The organism is Kibdelosporangium phytohabitans (genome assembly GCF_001302585.1).
Taxonomy (GTDB): domain Bacteria; phylum Actinomycetota; class Actinomycetes; order Mycobacteriales; family Pseudonocardiaceae; genus Kibdelosporangium; species Kibdelosporangium phytohabitans.
Genome location: NZ_CP012752.1, coordinates 5,671,288 through 5,691,360, shown reverse-complemented (window position 1 = coordinate 5,691,360; position 20,073 = coordinate 5,671,288). Strand labels below are relative to the sequence as shown.

The following is a 20,073-nucleotide window of genomic DNA, read 5'->3' as shown; positions in this document are numbered from 1 at the left end:
GATCCGGACCTGAAATCCCGATCCGGTTACCTGGACCTGCCCGGCGCCGCTACGCGGAACCGGGGCTCCACCGCACGGTTTCCAGATCGGGGTGTGCCTCGATCGCCCTGATCAGCGCCGGTGGGCCGCTGACTCTGGTCGCCCACAGGTCCCAGTCGGTGTAAACGAGCCAGGAACGGTCGGCGGGCCACAGGTTCGACGGGGTCATCGCCATCTCCGTGACAAGCTCCGGCACGGCGTCGAGCGGTCCGTGCATCAACGTCGGCGTGTCGAAGTCGCCGGTGGGCACGGCGGCGTAGAACGCGTAACACTCCGGGTCGGACTGCACGGCCAGCACCTCGAGCACCGCGCGGAGGCTGGTTTCGTCGAGCGACCCCTCGGTCGGTGGCTGGACGGCGACCTGCCAGCTGGAGATCGGGAACCACGCGTTGCTCGGCGGCACCACCCGGTCCTGGCCCACCGCGAATCCCATTCGGCCGGCCAGGTCCGCCCACCGCAGCCGTGACCAGCCCGAGCCCGGGTCACGGCGGTATCCCAGCGTCACGCCGGTGTCCACGGACATTTCGTCGAGGTTCACCCCGCCGGTGACGGTCGGCTCGACCTCGCCGGCTTCGATCCGCTGCCGGCGTCGCTCGTCGTGCGTCAGCTGTTCGCCGCCGACTTGCTCCCAGATCGCGTGGAGCACCCAGGTGGAGTCCTCCCACCCGTGCCGGTCGAAGCCGGTGGCCCATCCGGCGTCGTCAGGCCCGTCGGGCAGCCACGCCAGCTGGTCGGCCGGGTCGAGCAGCCTGGTCATCCGCGCGTTCGTCACGACGGACGAGTATCGCCGACCGGAACGCCGTTATCCACTCGGAATGGCGCTTCGGGATCAACGGTCCCGATCGAGCACGTCGCCGATGACTTCCGGGGCGACCGGGAGGTCGACGACCCAGAACTCGTCCGCCCCGGCATGCCGGGCAGGCTCGTCGTACCCGGTCTCGTCGGGCCGGACCCGGCTTCGCCCGGCACGGAAACCGCGGTAGGGCGGGACAGTGTCCTCGGCGCGCACTCGCCAATTGTGGTGGCGGTCCCGGCCGTGCACGACGACTCTGAGGCGGTACAGCGTCTCCGCGGTCGCGTCGGCTTCCGCGCGTGCGAGTTCGGCTCGTTCCCGGTGCCACTCCCGGCTGAACCGCCTGCTTGTCCCCATACTCCCTGATCGTAGCCGAATTCAAGCACTGCCACCGCTCAGCCGAGCCTGCGGATCGCCTGCGCGGGGCACTGCCGCAACGCCTCGAGCGCGTTGCCCTCGGCTCCTGGTGCCACTTCGCCGCTCTTCGCCACGGCGAAGCCGAAGTCGTCGAGGTCGAACACTTCGGGGGCCAGTTCGGAGCACACCGCGTAACCACCGCACTTGGTGCCGTCGACGTCCAGTTCCATCTCTTGCTTCTCCTCTGGTGCGAGCACCCGGAACCGGGTGCCGTCCTTCACCGGCCACTGCCTGCATCGTCCACAGTGGGCAGACAGGTGCCGTTCGATCTCGCCGGGGAAGTTGCGCAGCAGGCTGGCAGCGGCCAGCGTCGCGGCGACGAGCCTGATCCGCCTGCGGCCGAACCGCGACCGGGTGCGGTCCGAGGCCATGCCGAACAGCGGGGTGACCATGACGGCGCAGGCGAGGCCGACGATCGAGATCACCCCGAGCACGGTGGTCTTCGCACCGCCACCGAACGTTTCCGCCTGCAGCGGCAGCACGAACTGGTGGACCGCGAGCAGCGCCACCCAGATCCCGAACGTCGCGCACAGCAGCCCGGTGTGGAACCGGGCGCCGGGCCCGGCTCGCCACGCCGCTGAACCCGAAGGCGGTCATCGGCGGATGCCGTAGCGTGAAGGCACACCACCGCAGGGAAGGGCGTCGACAGCATGCCGAAGGTCGTCGACCACGACACCCGGCGTGCCGAGCTGATCGCCGCGACGTGGCGGACGATCCGCAGGCTCGGCCTGCCGGGCACGACCACGCGGGAGATCGCCAGGGAAGCAGGCGTCTCGCACGGTCAGCTCGCGTACTACTTCGACGACAAGGACGCGATCGTCGAGGCCGCGCTGCAGCGGGCCTACGAGCTGGCCAGGAGCCAGCTGGCCGAACGCGTCGCCGGCAGGACGGGGATCGATGCGGTCAGGGAGTGCCTGGTCGCCGCGCTGCCGCTGGGCGACGCCCGGCTGGAGACCGAGGTGCTGGTCAGCAGCTGGGGCGATGTCGTCTCCGACGAGACCCGGCGCGCCAGCCGCTACGCCAGCTTCAGCGAGTGGCGCGACCACGTGCGCCTGCTGGTCCGGATCGCCGCCACGCTGGGCGAAATCACGCCCGACGTGCCCGCGGAGAACATCGCGGACGCCCTCGTCGCGGTGGTGGACGGGCTGACGCTGCACGCGGTGCTCAGCCCGCGCGACTACCCGCCGCGCAGGCTGCTCGACACGCTGGACCTGACGCTGGACCGGTATCGCGTCCCGCGGAGCTGAGCTCTCACCGGCCTTCCGGGGCGCCGCCGACATGGCGCTCACCCACGGATCAGCGGCATCGTGGCGCAGCGGAACGAACCCGGCAGCCGGGTGACTTCGGCGAAGTCCAGCGGGACGGGCACGATGTCGCGCTTGGCCAGTTCGTCGGCGACGCGTCCGGCCGTCGCGCTGACCACCAGCCGGTCCGGCGCCAGCGCCACGGTGTTGACCTGGACGTCCGCGGCTTCCTCGTCGGTGACCTCGATCAGCTCGAACCGCTCGGCCAGCAACCGCAGGCTCTCCGGCGTGAACGCGGACGGCACGACGAGTCCCACTGCCGGGGATGCCATGGTGAATTTGGTGTCGAGGTGCATCACACCGCCGTGGGCGAACGCGATCGGGACCACCGCGCGGCCGATGTCGTGGGCCGCCAGCACCTTCCGCAGCTGCGCCACGCCGTCCGGGTCGGTTTCCTCGCCGAGGCCGACGAGCACGTCGGTCCCGGTGACGATCACGTCACCGCCCTCGACGGTGCCGGACGGCAGGTCGGCCACTGTGGACACGCGCTCGAAGACGTGGTCCAGCCCGGCCCGCTCGGCGTTGCGGATCGGCTCCCTCGACCTGGTGCGCACCAGCACGTCGTCGATGACGACGGCGAGATCCCTCGGGTAGGTCTGCAACGCAACGTGCGGCAGGTCCTCCACCCTGTGCACGGTGACCCCGTTCTGCCGCAGCAGGTCCACGAACGCGTCGAGTTGCCCGGCGGCGACCGCGGCGTCGGGCAGCTCGATCCGGTTGTGCTCGAACAGCCGGTCACCGGCCGCGCTCGGCGGGAAAGCCCGTTCCAAGTCCTCGTCGGTCAGGGGTTTCGCGATGCCGACGACGACTTCCCGCAAGGTCGCCACGTCACTGGGTACGTTCACCTCGATCACGACACGCCTCCGATGAACCGCTCGACGAGTTCCACAACGTCCTCGGGCCGTTCGACCATGGGCAGGTGGCCCGCGCCTGCGATCTGACGCACCTCGGTGCCGAAAGCCGCGGCCGTTCCCGCCGCCGCCTCCGCCGGGCACGTGCGGTCATGCGTTCCCCGCGCGCCCAGCACCGGGCATCGCAGTTTGTCCGGCGTGTACCGGAAATCCTCCGTGAAGGCCACGCGCATCAGCTCGGTGTGCACATCGGTCGTGTTGTCGGCAGCGATCCGGTCGGCTTCGGCGACCCACCGCGGGTCCGGCGCGGGTCCGAATGTCCACTCCGGACCCGTGGTGGTGAAGAACTTCTCCGGGCCGAGCCTGCGCACCGTCGGCAGCACCTGATCGAGCAAGGCCGGTGCCGGTTCCAGTTCGGTGCCGAGCACAGTCACCGACCGCGCCCGTTGCCCGGCTTCGGCGGCCAGTGCCAGCGCGAGGCCGCCGCAGAACGTCGAACCGACCAGGTGCGCCGAGGACCAGCCCAGCGCGTCAAGGACAGCCGTCAGGTCCGTGACCTGCCGCGACCTGCCGAACGGTCCCTCCCGTGTGGAACCGGCGTGGCCGCGGAGGTCGACCGCAGCCACTGGACGGTGTGGCTCAAGCACGGTGAGCACATCGGACCAGACGCTTCCAGCGCTGTTCACCCCGTGCAGGAACAACACCGGCACCGAATCCCCGCCGTGGCGTTCCTCCACGGCGATGACCCCGCCTTCGACCTCGACCGCGCGCTGGCTCATACGTCTTTCTCCCCAAGGGAGATGTAGTCGAGGTAGTTGCGGTGGAAGGCGGGGATGGCTTTCTCGTACCGGTAGGCCAGCGGCCCGACCTCGAACCGCGGTGACCGCACACCGCGTTGGACCGCCTCGCAGCAGAACATGTCCTCTTCGAGGAGGTCGTACTTGCGGCCGTTGCGGAAGGCCGCCTTCAACGCGTCACCGTCGAGCTCACCGGCACGCAGCGACGAGCGGACGCTCTGCGCGGTCGTCCTGACCCTGCCGAGCAACCGGTTGATCGCGCCGTGGGCCGCGTTGCCGAGCGCCCCGAGGCCCTGTCCCGGCGCGACCATGACCCGGAACACCAGCTTCGTCCTTTCCGGACCGACCGGGTTCACCTCCGCGGTCGTCCAGTAGGTGGCGCCGGACAGGATGAACAGACGCGGGAAGACGTAGCCGTAACCGGAGCCGAACCACCGCGGTTCGTCGAGGATCGGGCGCAGGCCGAACTCCTCGGGGGGCATCTTGCCCGGCTCGAGCGGCGGCTCGTGGAAGGCCCAGTGCCGTCCGCAGTCGTGCCCTTCCTGCCGTTTGTGGTCGTAGGACTTGAGGTTCTCCGCGTGGACGTAGCCGAGGTGGTAGTTGTCCAGCGAGTTCTCGATGAACACCTTCCAGTTCGCCTTGACGTCGTACTCCTGGACCCCGAGCTGGACCAGGTCCCCCGGGTCGACCGGCGCGATCAGCCCCGGCAGCTCCCCCAGCCAGTCGGTCAGCGGTTGCGGGTCCGGATCTGGGTGGACGAACACCACACCACGCCACACGGCCACCGAGGCCGGGTGCAGGCCCAGTTTCGACCGGTCCAGCTTCGGGTCGACCTCGTTGCGTTGCGACACCCCCAGCAGGCAGCCGTCCAGGCCGTACGTCCAGTGGTGGTACGGACAGCGGATGACCTTGCCGACCCGGCCGGAATCCCCCGGCAGCACCGCTGTGCCGCGATGCCTGCAGACGTTGTGGTGCGCTCGCAGGTTCCCGTCGTGGTCACGCAGCACGACCAAGGGGTGGCGCCCGGCCTGCACGGACCGGTAGCTGCCGGGCTTGGCCAGGTCGGTGGTCAGCCCGGCGAAGGTCCAGACGCTGCCGAACAGTTCGTCCTGTTCGCGTTCGTACAGCTCAGGGTCGTAGAAGACCCGCGGTGGCAGCAGGTGACCTGTCGCGCCGGTTCCCGCCGGTGTCACGGTGTCGGCCACCGGACCTCCCAAGATTTATGTTGAACAACTGTCCAGTTAAGCATCCGAAAAAAGCCGAGCGGTTCAGCCGAAAAGCCGATCGAGGTGCGCGTCGAGCAGCTCCAGCGCTCGCCCGGCGGGCAGCCCGGCCGGATCGACGAAGGACTGCAGCACGAGGCCGTCCAGCAGCGCCCAGAGCATGGCCGCCTCCGCCGCGAGGTCGAGCCCGGCAGCCAGCTCACCGGCTTCCTGGGCGTCCGCCAGCGCCCCCCGCAGCTCCGACCTAAGCGTCCTGCCCGAGACAGCCTGCACCGACCGCACCGCGCGGCTGTCCGCCGCACGCCCGTAGAACGCCAGGTACACGCGCACCTCGGCGGCCCGCTCCTCGTCCAGCGGAAGGAACTCGGCGAGGGAGCGCCGCAGCTTGTCCCTGACCGACACCCCCTCCTCGGTCGCCCGCGCGACCCGCTCGGCCAGCCGGGCGGCCACGAACTCGCAGGTCGTCAGCAGCATGTCGTCCTTGCTGCGGAAGTAGCGCTGCACCAGCCCGACCGACACACCGGCCGCGCTGGCCACCTCGGCGACCTTGAACCCGTCCATCCCCTTGCCGGCAAGGACCTCGATGGCCGCCTCCACGACCTGACGGCGGCGCTGGGCATGGTCGGCGACCCTTGGCATGCCGTACACCTCCGTCGTCGTCCGTCCTATAAACGTACCGCTGTATTTTTATTTCGGCAAGGGCGCGCGTTCGGCGATCTCGGCCGTGACCTCCACCGCGATCTCGGTCGCCCGTACCGCGAGCGGTGAACGGGTCCGACCCGCCTGCCACAGCAGGAAGATCTCGCGCGGCGGGAGCGCAGGCCGCAACTCGTGGGCACACAGCGACTCATCGGCACCGACGTCGGCACTGTGGACGGCGAGTTGCGGCAGCACCGCCGACCCCATGCCCGCCCGCACCATCGACAGCACGGTTTCGTTGCCCGCCGTGCGAAACACGATCCTCGGCCGCACGCCCCGGCGCGCGAGTTCCTGTTCCAGCCGGGCCTGGTCGCAGATCGGCGGCTGCGCGACCATCGGCACGCCGTCGAGTTCGGCCGTGCCCACCGGGCCGTCGGGGAAGGTGCCGCGGCGCGCCACCAGGAAGTACGGGTCGTCGAGCAGCTTGAGGTGCTCGAAGTCGCCGTCGACGCGGCCGTCGAAGAACAGCAGGTCCAGTTCACCGGCCTCGGGCGGGTCGGCCTCCTCCTCGGACAGCCTGATGTCACAGCCGGGATGCTCGTCCCGGAGCCTGCGCACGACCAGCGGCAGGATCACGTTGGACACGCTCTGGAAGGTGCCGATGTCGATCCGGCCGTCACCGGCCTTGAACCGGTCGACGGCCGCCGCCATCGCCTGCGCTCTTGCGAGCAGGTCGCGCCCGTGCGCCAGCACGACCACGCCGAGCGGGGTGATCCGCACCGGTCTCGGCCCGCCGGGCCGGTCGAACACGGCACCGCCGACGGCTTTCTCCAGTGCGGCGATCTGCTGGCTGACCGTCGACTGCGTGTACCCGAGCCGAGCGGCTGCCCGCCCGAACGAGCCCTCGTCGGCGACGGCGGTCATCGCGGTCAGGTGCCGCAGTTCCACGTCGGACATGGCCGCGATCATAGCCAAAGGCGATCGACTTGATCGTAAATCATCGCTTTTCGCGATGGACTGGCCTGTCTAGCGTTGCCCTCATGGACCTTTCCAACGGTGAGACATTCATCGAAGCCAACGGCGCCGAGCTGTGCGTCGAGACTTTCGGCGACCCGCGGGACCCGGCTGTCCTGCTCGTCGACGGCGCGGCCGCGTCGATGCTGTGGTGGGAAACCGAGCTGTGCGAGCAGATCGCGAGCGGCGGCCGGTTCGTGATCCGCTACGACAACCGCGACACCGGCAGATCCACCAGCTACCCGCCGGGACAGCCGGGCTACGCGTACACCGACCTGGCCAAGGACGCGCTCGGCGTCCTGGACGCCCTGGAGATCCAACGCGCGCACGTCGTGTGCCGGTCGATGGCCGGCGGAATCGGGCTCATCTTCGGCGTGGACCACCCCGATCGAGTGGCGTCGCTGACGTTCGTCTCGACGTCCACCGGCGAGGAGGGCCTGCCATCGTCGTCGGACGAACTCGCCGGCAGCGCACCAGCCGACCCGGACCCCGCGAATGCCGCCGCGGTGGTGAACTTCGTTGTCGCGTCGGCGAAGGCGTACTCCGGCGGCTCGCCCTACTTCGACGAGACCGCCACGCGTGCGCTGGTCGAGCAGGACGTGGCCCGTGCCCGGAACATCGCGTCCACTCTGGTCAACCACTACGCGATGGACTTCGACGGGCCGTCCGGCGGATTCGGCGGCATCACGGCGCCGACCCTGGTCGTGCACGGGGACCACGACCCGGCGTTCCCGCTCCCCCACGGGCAGGCGCTGCGCGAGGCGGTCCCCGGCGCGAAACTGCTCGTCCTGCACGGCGCGGGGCACGACCTGCCGAGGCCACTGTGGAACGTGTTCGTCCCAGCCCTGCTGCGGCACACCGAGGGCGATCGCCCATGACACGGTTGCGTTCGGCGCTCTGGCTGCCGATCTTCGGCGAACTGGCCGAACCGGCGGTGGTCGCACGGCTGGCCGCGGAGGCGGAGGAAGCCGGGTGGCACGGTGTGTTCGTATGGGATCACCTGCGCTGGCGGGCACCGGTCAGCCACGTGGCCGACCCGTGGATCACGCTGGCCGCGGTCGCGGCTGTCACCGACAACCTCCGGCTGGGTCCCATGATCACACCGCTTGCCCGCCGCAGGCCGTCCATAGTCGCGAAGGAAACCGCCACTCTGGACCGGCTCGGCGGCGGTCGTCTCACCCTCGGCGCAGGGCTCGGCAGCGACCGCTTCGCTGGCGAGTGGCGCGCGACCGGCGAGGAACTCGACGACCGGCGGCGCGGGCAGATGCTCGACGAATCGCTGGAGATCCTGGCCGCCGCGTGGTCCGGTATGCCGGTGCACCACCACGGCGAGCACTACACCGTCGACGGCCTCGCGTTCCTGCCCCGGCCGGTTCAGCGGCCCGGGGTGCCGGTGTGGGTGGCGGGATTTCCCGGCAACGCCAAACCGATGCGCCGCGCCGCCCAGTACGACGGTTTCTTTCCGGTGAATCTCGAACACCCCGACCAGGTCGCCGAGACAGCCGCCGCGATTGCCGATCTCCGCCAGCAGAAGGCGAGTCCGTACGACATCGCCGTCGCCCTCCCGCCCAGCGCCGATCCGACGCCGTACGCCAACGCGGGAGCGACGTGGTGGCTCACGGAGTTCTCGCCGGAAACCGTGACGCTGGACGAAGTGCGAGGCGTACTCCGTGACGGCCCGAAGACCTCGGAAGGACCATTGTGACGTCCGAACAGCACAGCAGCCACCCGCAGCCAGCCGACTTGTTCGACTACGACGCGGAATTGCGGCTGCTCAACGAGATCTTCCGGGCCGCCGCCCGTGTCGGCCCGGGGGAGAATGTGCTCGACATCGGTTGCGGTACGGGCCAGACCACGCGCGAGGCTGCTCGCGCCGCCGTCACCGGAAGTGTGGTCGGCGTGGACACCTCGGCACGCATGCTCGAACGAGCCCGTCGGCTCACCGACGGACAGGAATTGCGCAACATCACCTACGAGCAGGCAGATGCCCAGGTCCACCGCTTCCCATCGCGGCATTTCGACGTTTGTGTCAGCAGGTTCGGCACGATGTTCTTCAGCGACCCGGGCGCCGCGTTCACCAACATCCGACGGGCTCTGCGCCCCGCCGCGCGCCTGGTGCTGCTGGTTTGGCAACACCGTGACCACAACGAATGGGCCACCGCGATCCGTCAGGCCATCACCACCGGGACAGCGCCGCCCGCGCACGGCCCGGACCCGTTCTCACTCGCCGATCCCGCTACCACAGCAGGCATCCTGACGGCCGCCGGTTTCACGGACGCCGAGTTCACCGACGTGCACGAGCCCGTCTACTACGGCCCGGACACCACGACCGCGTTCGATGCCGTGTTCCGCCTGTGGGAAGTCAAGGAAACCCTTGCCACCCTCGACGCGGCGGCGTCCGAACAAGCACGCACACGGCTGCGCGGCACCCTCGCCGCCCACAACACGGGCGACGGCGTGTATTTCGACTCGCGCGCCTGGATTGTCACGGCCCGCGTCGCATAGGGAGACCCCGCCCGCGCGTGGCTCGCACGGGCGAGGTTCCAGTCGGCACGCGAACGACCACTGGTCGTGTGGAGTTCACACGCTGGGCACGTGATCAGCGCGTGCCAAGCAGTCGGTCAGCCGCCGTTGTTGTCGTTGTCCTCGTCGTCACCGTCGTCGTCGTTGTCGCCGTCGTGGTGGTGGTCGTCGACGTAGAGGTGCCATTCCCCGTCGTGGCTGTGGAGATCGCACGTGAAGTGACTCCAGTCGCCGCCGAACTGACCGGACAGGCCCGCCTCGACGCAGTCACGGAGGTCGTCGTAATCGTCGACGTACGTCCACTTGGCATCGGAGTCGTGGCCGGTGTCGGCGGGGCTGGCCTGCGCGGTGAACACGGGCAGCAGAGCCATCGTGGCGGCAGCGGCCAGGACACCGGTGGACAGGAACTTGCGCATGATCTGGATCTCCGTTTCTGTGTGAGCGGCGGACTCCGGTGAGTCCGCTTCTTCGTTCGGATACCCGTCACCCCTGCCACGATTGGTGCGTTCACTGTCCATTGGGGTTATCGGATCACGTCGTTCGGTCGCTCGGTGTCACGACGCCCGGCGAGCAGGTTCGGTGGGCGAGCCGAGTTCTCCGGGTGCGGTGGCCGGCCTGGTGACAAAATGGACAGACGCGGGGACTAGAACACGTCGCGCAGGGTCTCCATGAGGCGGGCGATGTTCGCCTCGTCGCGGCGGTAGTATGTCCACTTGCCCCGCCGGGCGGCGACGACCAGGCCTGCTTGCCGCAGCATCGCGAGGTACTGCGAGGTGGTTGACTGCCCCAGACCCACGCGCTGCTGGATGTCGGTCACGCAGACACCGATCTCGACGTCGCCGGGCTCCTGGCCGGGGAAGCTCATCGGGTCCTTGAGCCACACCGGCATCTGACGGCGGTGGGGTTGGCCAGGGCACGGAACACAGCCCGCAACTCCGCCTCCGAGAACACGTGACGATCGTAACGCACCTACATATTGACAATTCGCGATATTTCGATCCAGGGCCCTCGCATGTCGACTTCGATGCGTGCGGTGGAACTCGTCGGGGCAGACGACTTCCAGCCGGGCGACGAGGTCTGGTACCTGGCGCCGGTGTTCGCCGGGCAGGGAACCCATGCCGGGTACCACGTGGTCGACCAGGCCTTGGTCGCCCCCAAGCCCGCACAGTTGTCGCACGTCGAGGCCGCCGGACTCGCGCTCGTGGGCGTGACGGCGTGGGAGGCGCTGGTCGAACGCGCCGGGGTGCGCCCCGGGGAACGTGTCCTGGTGCACGGCGGAGCGGGCGGGGTCGGCTCAGTCGCGATCCAGGTCGCCCGCGCGCTCGGAGCCGTGGTGGTCACCACCGCACGGGAACGGGACCACGAGTTCGTCACCGGACTGGGCGCCGACATCGCGATCGACTTCTCGGCCGGTGACTACGTGCCGCAGGTCCGCGCGCTGGGCGGGGTGGACGTCGTGCTGGACACAGTCGGCGGGGACACCCTCACCCGCAGCCCGGAAGTCCTCACCGGCCGAGGCCGCGTGGTGTCCATCGTGGACATCTCCGAGCCGCGGAACCTGCTCGCCGCGTGGGGCGTGAACACGACCTACCACTTCCTCTTCGTCAGTCCCGGCCGGGCGAAGCTCGTGGCCCTCGGTCACCTGGTCGGCCAGGGCGAACTCCGGCCGGTGATCGGTGTCGTGCTTCCACTGACCGACATCGCGCAGGCGCACACACTGCTGGAAGGCGGCGCTGCCAGCAAGGGCGGCGGACGCCCACGCGGCAAGATCGCGGTCGCCGTGCACCCCCTGGACGAGCCACCGCACCAGACACCGTCTTCGCCTCACGCGGTGGGCACATCGGCACAGCCCTGAACGGGTAGCAGTCGGATCAGCTGCCGCAGGCCACCACCGGTGTCGGCCGACCTCAATCGGCTACGCAGGCGGTACAGCCCCAAGACCTCGGCGCTGTACCGCCTGCCCCGCGACTTCTGCCTACCGGAGCTCGCTGTCCGCGGTCAGCATGGTGATCCTCGCAAGCACGGCGGAGGAATAGGAGTCGGCGCCGTGTACTCGAATCCACCTCCCTGCCGCCGTTTGATCGTCCTGCCTTGGTCGACCGCCTTCAGGACCGCGGCGGCGAGGTCGTCGAGGTGTTCGAGGCCGGGCTTCTTCCCTTGCAGGCCCGCTTCGAATTCCTGGAAGACCTGACGGCCGATCTCGTTGTTGTGCAGGTCCATCAACTCGTCGTCGAGCACGTTGCCTGTGAACGCTTCATGGGCGTCGGCGAGCAGTTTCGCCGACTCGACACCGAAATACACCGAGAGCACGGCGTTCAAGTACGCGTGCTGGAACGCGTTGGCGGGTTTGAACGGGTCCCCGCAACCATCGCCGCAGCCGTAGATGTCGGCCGTGCGTTTGTTGGCCTCGAACTCGGCGTACCCAATCCTGCCCAGTTGCCATTTGTTGGAGCTGAACAGCTCCTTCTCCCTCGGGGTCACCATCCTGGAAGCACCCAGGAATGAGAACTCCACCTTCTCGCCCGCCGCTTTGCCGTGTGGCGCGTACCAGGATTCAACCGACTGCGGCGGGTACCACGTCTTCAAGTTCGACACAGTCTTGTCGTCGAGCACTGCGTACTTGCCGGTGGGGTCGGTGAGTCTGACGGGGTTGTTGTGGGTGTACGTGTAGGTGGCGAGGTTGAGGGGGTTGGTGATGCCGCCTGCGGCTGTGGATCCGGCCATGAAGTCCGCCAGGGCGGGGTCGGCGCTGGCCCAGAGTTGGGTTCTGGGGTTGTAGTAACGGGCGCCGTGGTAGTAGAGGCCGGTTTCCTCGTCGAGTTCCTTGCCGGTGAACTGGTAGGGCGTGCCGCTGTGACCTGTTCTCTCCTGGACCCAGGTTTCGCCGAAGGGCATGTACTCGAGGTGCTGGGTGACGTTGCCCAGGTTGTCGGTGACGTAGCCGGACGAGCCGAGGTGGTCGGTGTGGTAGTAGGACTGAGAGTTCTCGCCACCGCTGACCGCGACGGTTTTGGTGGTGAGGCGGGCATCGCCGATGAAGACGTGCTTGTAGCCGGTGCCGTCGCGTTCGCTGTAGCTGCGGTTGGGGTAGAGGGATTGACCGTCACCGTTCTTGATGACACGTTCTCCGGCCGCGTCGTAGACGTAGGCAACGGTGGCGTCGGCGCAGCCAGCGGGGGTCTGCGCGACGGTGGCGGTGGCGGTGTCCTGGTTGCAGGCGAGCCGGTTTTCCTCGTCCCACACGTATTGGCGACGTTTCCCGCCCTCACCGGTGTCCACCGTGTCGGTGAGGTTGCCGTTCGCGTCGAAGGCCTGGGTGATCGGGCCGACCTTGTTCGGCGCATGCGGTTTTCCGCTGTTGTAGGTGTAGCCGAAGTCGTAGCTGGTTTTGTCTTGGACCCCGGCTGGATTGGTCGCGTTTTCGTTGGGCTCGACCGGGCCGAATGAGAGCGGCTTGATCGACGGCGTGCTGGATGCCGACCCGCTCTGGTTCAGTGATGCCGTGTCGTCCTGCGCCTGAGTGGCAGGGGTTGGGCTGGGTGTGCCGGTGATCTCGTGGTGCTGGGTCTTGGTTGTGGTGTTGTGGATGGAGTCATAGGCCAGCGCCAGGGTGTACTTGTCTTGCTGGTTGTCCTTGGTTGTGTATTGACCGCTGGCACTGGTGAGCCGGTAGAGGTCGTCGTAGCCGAAGGTCTGGCTGCTCGGCCCGCCGATCACCGGGTTCTGTGGCGTGGTGTTGGTCAGCGTGCTGATGTTGCCGACGTTGTCGTAGGTGTAGCCGAGGTTCTGGAACTCGGCGCCGCCGGCCGACTTCGACCTCAGCGTGGCCAGCCTGCGGTCAGCCTGGTCGTAGGTGTAGGTGGTGCGCACCCCGTTGCCGTTCTGTTGCAGGACTTTCTGGCCGAACTTGTCGTAGTCGACGCGGTGGAGGTAGGTGTAGCCGGTGCCGTTCTTCACCCCCGTGGCACGGGTGACTTCTCCGGCGGTGTCGTACTCGTAGGTGAGGACTTCACTGTCGGGATAGGTCAGTTGCAGGACGCGGTTGAACGCGTCATAACTCCACTTGGTGGTGTAGCTGCGGTCCGCGTGCCCAGCGGTCTTGATGGTGCGGGTTTCGCGGGTGGTTTCGCCCAACGGGCCATACGCGTGGGTGCGGGTTCCAGTGGCGTCGCGAATCTCCGTGACCCGCCCTGCGGCGTTGTCGGGGGCGCCAGGTGTGCCGTAGACGTAGGTGACGTTGTTGGCAGGGAAGGTCGGGTAGCGGACGGCCTTGAGACGGTTGTGGTCATAGTCGTACTCGACCTGCTTGCCCGCGGCCCGCAGGTTCGCGGTGATTTTGGCGGTGGGGTTGCCTGTCAGGTCGTAGCGTGTCTCTGTACGCCCGGCGTCAGGGTTGTCGAGCACGGTGCGTCGGCCGAGGTTGTCGTAGTCGGCGCGGGTGGTGTTGTTCTTGTCGTCCACCACCGTGGTGAGCTGCCCGAGCGCGTCATGGGCGTAGCTGGTCCAGATCACCGGCTGCCCACCGGCGGGGTTGAACTCCTTGACCGAGGTGGTCAGCGCACGGAGGTCTTGATAGGTGCGTTTCTGTTTGCCGTTGCCGTCGGTGGCGGTGGTCTCGAACCGGGTTGTCCCGGCTCGGTCGGCGCCGAAACCGTAGGCGATGGTTGCCGTGACCCCGTCCGGCTGGACGGTCTTGACAGGCCGGTCCAGCACGTCGAACGAGGCACGGGCCGGTGCCACGCTGTCGAACGTGGGGTTGAACGTGGTGTTGTTGTCGCTCTTGGGTTCGGTGACCGGGTGGTACTGCTCCACCGCCCGTCCGGCGAAGTCGGCCTTCGTGCGGCCGGACACGGTCATGACCTGCGTGGGCGTGTCACCGGCCTTGTCCGCGACTGTGGCGTCCTTTTTGGTCTGCAGGACGCGTTTCAGGCCGTCGGTGAACGTGACCGTGTCGATGGTGTCCGCACGAACCTCGGTCGCCGTCCGGTCCAGGTGCCGGGTGGTCGCGTAAGGTACGGCGGCTTCCGGGTGGTAGTCGAAGTCGATCGTGGCCTTGCCGGATCCGATTTCGTACGGTCCGGTGACCGTGTCCAGACGTCCGGCACTGTCATAGGACATCAGGACCTGCTGACCGTTTTGGTCCGTGGTGCGGTCGGCCTGCCCGTACTTGAGGTTGTGTGTCACGCCGGACCGCAACCCGAAGCTGTCGGTGATGGACTCGACGTGCACGCCGACGACGGTGTCGTAGCCGTAGTCGAGCCGGTAGCGCTGACCGGTCGCGTTGACCGGCTTGGTGACCGATTTCAGGTTCCCGTCCGGGAAGTAATCCAGGTCGGTGTCGGCCGTGGTGGTGTTGTCGAGATACTGGCGGACCTGCCGCACCCGACCCGTGATGCAGTCCACTGCCGATTCACGGCGTCGCGACGCGGAACCGCTGACAGTGCCGCGCTGCTTGAGCAGGTTGGCGGTGCCGACGATGTTGCGGTCCCGGCAGGCCTGGTCGGACGCGGTGTAGCCGTACGTGGTTTCCGAGTCGTCGGCGGTGCCGTCGTCGGCGGCGTCGAACAAGCGGGTCAGGTTCCCGTACCCGTCGTAGGACATCTCGGTGTAGGTGGACTTCACCGGCGTCGCGGCGCCTTCGAAGAACCGTTTGTCCACCCGCGTCAGCTGCGGGAAGACAGCACCGGCTGCGATGTCCCGGAGTTGATAGGTGTTGACGGTTTCGGCGTACAGTTTCCCGGCGCCGTCGGTGGTCATCGTCCGGACGAGCAGGCCCTTCGTGTGGGGGCCGTCGGTGCGGTACTCGTCGATGGTCGAGCGGTAGACAGCGTCGGAGTCGCGTGTTTCGGTGATGACCTTGCCGAAGCCGGTGAACTCGCGTTCGAGCCGGTCGTATGTGCCTTGTTCGTAACGGTAGGTGGTGAGCCGGGTGTCGGCGCCGTCGCCGGGGTGACCATCGGACACGCTGGTGCGGGACAGGACCCAACGGGACTCGGGCATGGCGGCGGTGTTGCCGGTGCGGGTGTAGTCCAGGTCGACACGGGCGCCCATCGGGCGGTTCACCGTGCGCAACAGGTTGGTGCGGCCGGTTTTGTTGACCGCGACCTGCAGTTCGTTGTCCCGGGTGGATCTGACGTGGTCGGCGAGGCCGTCACCGTTGACGTCACGCAGGCCGACCTCGGCGCGACCGATGCTGGTGGAGACGTTGACACCGGGGTTGAACACGAACGTGCCGACGGGAGTGGGAACAGGGAAGGTGAAGTAGACACCGGCACCGAGGGTGGCGTTCTTGTCCACGGCGATGTCGGCGAAGCTGCCGCGGAACGGCGTGGGTGCGGTGAACCCGGTGCCGGTGTTGACGGCGACCTTGATCGGGTTGGCACCGTCGGTGAAGACGCGGTCGGTGAGGCCGTCGCCGTTGACGTCGAGCATGCTGGCGTTGGTGAACGACGTGCCGAGCTCGGCCGAGACGCCACCGGCGAATCCGTAGTTGTCGACGTTGAAGCCGAGGTTCACCCCGAGGTTGCGGGTGGAGGCGTCGTTGATCGGCCCGGCCGGCCAAGGTTCGCGGGCGGCGAAGCTGTAGCCGAGGTTGAGCTGCGCGTCACCGTTGGCGTAGACCTTGTCGGGCAGCCCGTCGCCGTTGATGTCGATGAGGTCGAGGCGGGTGTCGGACTCGCCGCCGCCGAGGCTGCCGCCGATCCCGAGCGCCGGCTGGACCGGACCGGAGGTGGCGGTGTTGTTGCTGCCGCCCGCATCGGGGGCGGCCAGGCCCAGCGCGCTGGCCAGGGTGGCGGCTTCGCTGCCGGCGGAGTACGACACGTTGCCGGACAGGTTGTCGGATTCCCGGACGTTGCCGCCGAGACTGCCGCGCCGCGCACCGAGCGCGCCGTTCATGTCGGTGAACTGGATCTCCTTGGCACCGACGACGTCTGGGAAGCGGTCGCCGTTGAGGTCGACGTAGTCCACGGAACCGGCCGTGATGCCGCCGACGACGGTGCCCCCGAACGGACCGGCGGACAAGGTGCCCGACACCTGGCCGGTGACACCACGGCGCATCACCGTGCGGTCCCCGGCGACATCGGCATCGGTGACGATGTCGATGGTGTCCGCGCCGAGCCGGGAACTGGTCGCCATCGTGCCGGTGAACCAGGACGACTCGTCCTGCGCGGCCCAGCCGCCCTTCGCGGGATTGGGGGCGAAGATCGCCAGGCGGGGCATGGCGATCCGGGGGTTCGCGGCGAACCCGGGGACGTCGGCCTCCTTCGGTTCCTTGGGCAGTGCGTCCTTGAAGCTCTGGTCGATCGCGAGGTCGGCCTGCTTGATGGGCTGGGTGGCGCGGTCGCGGTTGGCCTGGTAGCCGATCACGCCCCAGCCGCGGTAGGGCTGCGGGAACGCGCCCTGCGGGGCGGCGCCGTGCATCGCGCTCGGCACCGGGGTGAACGCCGGCCACGGTGACGTGAGGTCGTAGGTGACCGACGCGGACTGCTCGGCGACCATGCCGAACAGGTTCGGATCCGCGGTGGAGTGGTCGAAGTACAGCTCGTCGCCTTGCGTGACCGGGACGGTCACGTCCAGGTTCTGGCCCGGGGAGCCGTACTGCCCGTTGACGATGTCCACGATCCGTTTGCCCAGCAGCTGCCCGCCGCGTTTCTTCACCGTGAACGCGATCTTGGTCGTCCCGGTCAGGCTGCCGAAGGTGAACGCCACCTTCGGCCGCACCCTCAACTGGCCGGTCTTGGTCGCCTTGTAGGTCTGTTGCGGCGCGGTGAGGGTGTCGGCCGGGAACATGTCCAGGTCGAACGGCGGGCTGATCACCAGCGTCGGCTGGCCCTTGTCGTCGACCAGCGACTCCACTCCCGGCGCGGCCGTGTAGTGCGCCTTGGGCACCCACGACACCGCGGAGACGTCGATCGGCGAGTCGGTCTGCACCTTCCACGACATCTTCTCGAACTGGCTGACCGGGACACTCAGGTCGATCTTGGTGGTCCCGGTCGACGCGGCGGGCAGGACCTTGCGGAACACGTCCGCCGGGGTGTGCACCCCGTTGCCCTTCGTGATCACCACCGTCACGTCGTCCGAGGTCGCCTTGCTCTTGACCACGTCACCGGTCAGCCGCAGCGTGCCGTTCACCGGCACCATCACCTGCGACGAGCGGCCACCGAACGTGAAGTCCGCAGACGCCCGGAACACGGTGTTGGACAGCCCGTTCACGTCCGTACCGGCCGTCAGGCCGGTGTAGGTGATCGTCGGGTCCCACGCCACCGTGTCGTACTTGCCGTCCAGAACGGACTGGGTGCGGAAGTAGAGCGCGTCGCCCTTCTTCACCGCGATCGCCGAGACGTTGGCCGGGGTGAACTCGGTGTGGTCCGCCGGCCCGATCCGCTGCGCCCAGAGTTCGGTGTCCTTGGCCTGGACAGTGACCCGCACACCATCGGCCTTCGTGTAGGCGGCACGCGCGGGCGACGGGTCCTGGGTCAGCTGCACCCGGCCGTCGACACGGACGGTGCCGTCGAACGGCGCGACCCACCGGCGCACCGAATCCAGCAGCGGCGAGTTGTCCACCTGCTGGTTGAACTGCGCGGTCTGGTCCCCCACGATCTCCCCGGTCACCGCCCCGCCCCCGACCGGAACCGGGGTACGCGTGGAATCCGCGCTGTAGGCGGGCTGACCGTTGGCGTCCAGGTAGCCGAACAGCACGCCGCCGTTGTTCACCAAGTCGGTGATGCCGTCCCCGTTGACATCACTGAAGAACCGGTCCGACGTGGTCGTGGTCCCGATGAAGTCCAGCTGCGCGGCGACCGCGGCGACGAAGGCCTCGACACCGATGGTGCCCGACAACGTCCGCTCGGTCGACATACCCGGCAGGCCGGTCAGCTTGACCGGGGTATCACCGAACTTCGGTTCGCCACCCGGCGCGGCCAGGTTGGGCCGGTAGAACACGTCGTTGTTCTTGCGGAACACCTTGTCCGGCAGGTTGTCGCCGTTCACGTCCGCCAGCATCGACAGGCCATCGGACTGGCCGGCGTTGAACCCGACCTTCAACCCGACACCGCCCTGCTTGACCGGCAGTCCTTGCACGTTGTAGCCGGCGAACAGATGCGCACCGAACCCGACGGAAGTGTTCGCCGAGATCGCGCTCGCCTCACCTTCCCGGATGTTCACACCCAGGTCGTCATCCGGGACCGACCAGCCGGCCGCGTCGGCGAACCCCGTGTAATTGCCCGCCTGGTCACGCACCTCGTCGAAATAGTCGAACGTGTGCGTGTTGAACAGCTTGTCGTCCTCACCGAACTGCGACACCGAGGCGAGCAGTGTTTTCGCGTACGCACCAGTGCGGTAGTTCAGTTCGTAAGCCCGGATCAGGCTGTTGTCGAGTTTGACCTCGACCCGGCGCAACAAGTCCGCCGTGACCCGCTTGAACCCGAACCGGGCGTCGATCTGCACATCGCCACGGCGGGCCTCGTTACGTTCCCGGTCACGCACGAACGTCACCGAATACCGGCCCTCCGCGTCGCCGTGACCGGTGTAGGTGATCCGCTGCGGATACAGATTGCCACCCGCCACGGCCGAGTTCGGGGTGCCGCCGTCGGCCACCCGGGCATAGCGGTAACGCATCACGTTGTCGGTGGTGTCCCGGACCTCACGCATCGCCCATACCGCCACATTCCCGGCGCTGTCGGCGAGGGTCGTGTTGTCCGCACCGCCGTAGATCGTGCGGGTGCCCTGCTTGTCGGTCACCTCCCACCAATAGTTGACCGGCTTGTCCCCGTGGCGCACGATCCGGTCGAACCGGCCCTCCACCCGTGCGTGGAAGACCTTCTCCGCAGTCCGCTTCTGCAGCTCGCCGCGGTGGGCAACGGGCGTCAACTGCTCGCCGTTCAGCAGATAGGACTCGGTCTCCAGACCAGGGTCATAACGCGGAACACCCCAGCGTGTGTCCACGCTGATCATCGGTGTCCCGATGTCCCACCCGACACCTAACCAGCTGTTCGCGCCTGCCGAGCTGTAGCCGACCGCCAGTTTCGGCTCAAGGCCCGCCCGCCCCTTCGGCACCTCCAACGGGTACGACATCCGGGCGTCACCGGAGTTGTTCGCCGACGGCGCCCCGATCAGGTTCACCCCGGCACCCGGATCGGCCGCTTTGATGTCCTTGATCTGGTTCGGGTTGAACGACGTGCCCTCCGGGTGCTCCGGCGCCGTCACCGCCCCGTCCGCGCCCTGCGCTGTCCCGCGCACCGGCACCGGCGGAGCCGAACCCACCATCGACGCCACCAACGCCACGATCAACGCCACGGCCACACCCCAGTGGCGATAGCGAACCGGGCGACGAGTCCACGCGAGGACAGTCACGCCCCCAACCCCCTCCACGTCAACGAGCCAGCGCAACGGTGTCGGTGCTGGCCACGGAGACGTGTGTAGCCGGTTCGGATTGTTCAGCGCCGGGGCGTGAACAGTGAACAACGAGATCTG

16 protein-coding genes are annotated in these 20,073 nt (G+C 68.1%); 5 read left to right on the top strand and 11 right to left on the bottom strand.

Annotation, left to right across the window (positions count from 1 at the left end; translation table 11 throughout):
* Positions 1 to 49: 49 nt before the first annotated feature.
* The 3 genes from AOZ06_RS25875 to AOZ06_RS59015 are packed head-to-tail and all read right to left on the bottom strand — an operon-like array spanning position 50 to position 1,758.
* Complete coding sequence (locus AOZ06_RS25875; protein WP_054291772.1) at positions 50 to 811, bottom strand: hypothetical protein; 762 nt, start codon at positions 809 to 811, stop codon at positions 50 to 52.
* 57 nt (positions 812 to 868) lie between these two features.
* Positions 869 to 1,189, bottom strand: coding sequence for a hypothetical protein (locus AOZ06_RS25870; RefSeq protein WP_054291771.1), 321 nt, complete (start codon positions 1,187 to 1,189; stop codon positions 869 to 871).
* Positions 1,190 to 1,227: 38 nt separating this feature from the next.
* Positions 1,228 to 1,758, bottom strand: coding sequence for a ferredoxin (locus AOZ06_RS59015; protein ID WP_083471930.1), 531 nt, complete (start codon positions 1,756 to 1,758; stop codon positions 1,228 to 1,230).
* Between the two features lie 141 nt (positions 1,759 to 1,899).
* On the opposite strand from AOZ06_RS59015, the gene AOZ06_RS25860 reads away from it, so the two are divergent.
* Complete coding sequence (locus tag AOZ06_RS25860) at positions 1,900 to 2,496, top strand: TetR/AcrR family transcriptional regulator (protein ID WP_054291770.1); 597 nt, start codon at positions 1,900 to 1,902, stop codon at positions 2,494 to 2,496.
* A 38-nt stretch (positions 2,497 to 2,534) separates the two neighbouring features.
* Here AOZ06_RS25860 and AOZ06_RS25855 read toward each other — a convergent pair whose 3' ends face one another.
* The 5 genes from AOZ06_RS25855 to AOZ06_RS25835 form a co-directional block, all read right to left on the bottom strand.
* A complete protein-coding gene (locus tag AOZ06_RS25855) occupies positions 2,535 to 3,407 on the bottom strand; it encodes a dimethylarginine dimethylaminohydrolase family protein (protein ID WP_054291769.1) in 873 nt (290 codons plus the stop codon).
* Positions 3,404 to 4,183, bottom strand: coding sequence for an alpha/beta fold hydrolase (locus AOZ06_RS25850; protein WP_054291768.1), 780 nt, complete (start codon positions 4,181 to 4,183; stop codon positions 3,404 to 3,406). The genes AOZ06_RS25855 and AOZ06_RS25850 overlap by 4 nt, the downstream gene beginning before the upstream one ends.
* Positions 4,180 to 5,406 (bottom strand): aromatic ring-hydroxylating oxygenase subunit alpha, encoded by a 1,227-nt coding sequence (locus tag AOZ06_RS25845; RefSeq protein ID WP_054291767.1) that lies wholly within the window; start codon positions 5,404 to 5,406, stop codon positions 4,180 to 4,182. The genes AOZ06_RS25850 and AOZ06_RS25845 overlap by 4 nt, the downstream gene beginning before the upstream one ends.
* Positions 5,407 to 5,469: 63 nt before the next feature.
* The gene (locus tag AOZ06_RS25840; protein ID WP_054296920.1) at positions 5,470 to 6,063 is read right to left on the bottom strand and encodes a TetR/AcrR family transcriptional regulator; all 594 of its coding nucleotides are present in this window, start codon (positions 6,061 to 6,063) and stop codon (positions 5,470 to 5,472) included.
* Positions 6,064 to 6,111: 48 nt separating this feature from the next.
* Positions 6,112 to 7,020, bottom strand: coding sequence for a LysR family transcriptional regulator (locus tag AOZ06_RS25835; RefSeq protein ID WP_054296919.1), 909 nt, complete (start codon positions 7,018 to 7,020; stop codon positions 6,112 to 6,114).
* A gap of 83 nt (positions 7,021 to 7,103) precedes the next feature.
* Between AOZ06_RS25835 and AOZ06_RS25830 the strand changes: the two genes are divergently transcribed.
* Genes AOZ06_RS25830 through AOZ06_RS25820 form a run of 3 tightly spaced genes read left to right on the top strand, consistent with a single transcriptional unit; the run spans position 7,104 to position 9,582 of the window.
* Positions 7,104 to 7,955 carry an alpha/beta fold hydrolase gene (locus tag AOZ06_RS25830; protein ID WP_054291766.1) on the top strand — a complete coding sequence of 284 codons (852 nt, stop codon included), beginning with the start codon at positions 7,104 to 7,106 and terminating at the stop codon, positions 7,953 to 7,955.
* The gene (locus AOZ06_RS25825; RefSeq protein WP_054291765.1) at positions 7,952 to 8,782 is read left to right on the top strand and encodes an LLM class flavin-dependent oxidoreductase; all 831 of its coding nucleotides are present in this window, start codon (positions 7,952 to 7,954) and stop codon (positions 8,780 to 8,782) included. Before AOZ06_RS25830 ends, AOZ06_RS25825 begins: the two co-directional genes overlap by 4 nt.
* The gene (locus AOZ06_RS25820; RefSeq protein ID WP_236952408.1) at positions 8,779 to 9,582 is read left to right on the top strand and encodes a class I SAM-dependent methyltransferase; all 804 of its coding nucleotides are present in this window, start codon (positions 8,779 to 8,781) and stop codon (positions 9,580 to 9,582) included. The genes AOZ06_RS25825 and AOZ06_RS25820 overlap by 4 nt, the downstream gene beginning before the upstream one ends.
* A 116-nt stretch (positions 9,583 to 9,698) precedes the next feature.
* Here AOZ06_RS25820 and AOZ06_RS25815 read toward each other — a convergent pair whose 3' ends face one another.
* Together AOZ06_RS25815 and AOZ06_RS25810 are read right to left on the bottom strand one after the other, a co-directional pair.
* On the bottom strand, positions 9,699 to 10,016 hold the full coding sequence (locus AOZ06_RS25815) for a hypothetical protein (RefSeq protein ID WP_169798981.1): 318 nt from the start codon (positions 10,014 to 10,016) through the stop codon (positions 9,699 to 9,701).
* A gap of 227 nt (positions 10,017 to 10,243) precedes the next feature.
* Entirely contained in the window at positions 10,244 to 10,489 is a 246-nt protein-coding gene (locus AOZ06_RS25810) for an ArsR/SmtB family transcription factor (RefSeq protein ID WP_054291763.1), read from the bottom strand.
* A gap of 123 nt (positions 10,490 to 10,612) precedes the next feature.
* Here AOZ06_RS25810 and AOZ06_RS25805 point away from each other — a divergent pair, with 123 nt between their 5' ends.
* On the top strand, positions 10,613 to 11,455 hold the full coding sequence (locus tag AOZ06_RS25805; RefSeq protein WP_218922059.1) for a zinc-binding dehydrogenase: 843 nt from the start codon (positions 10,613 to 10,615) through the stop codon (positions 11,453 to 11,455).
* Positions 11,456 to 11,598: 143 nt separating this feature from the next.
* Here the strand turns inward: AOZ06_RS25805 and AOZ06_RS25800 are convergent, their stop codons facing one another.
* The gene (locus AOZ06_RS25800; RefSeq protein WP_261340419.1) at positions 11,599 to 19,896 is read right to left on the bottom strand and encodes a SpvB/TcaC N-terminal domain-containing protein; all 8,298 of its coding nucleotides are present in this window, start codon (positions 19,894 to 19,896) and stop codon (positions 11,599 to 11,601) included.
* Positions 19,897 to 20,073 lie beyond the last annotated feature (177 nt).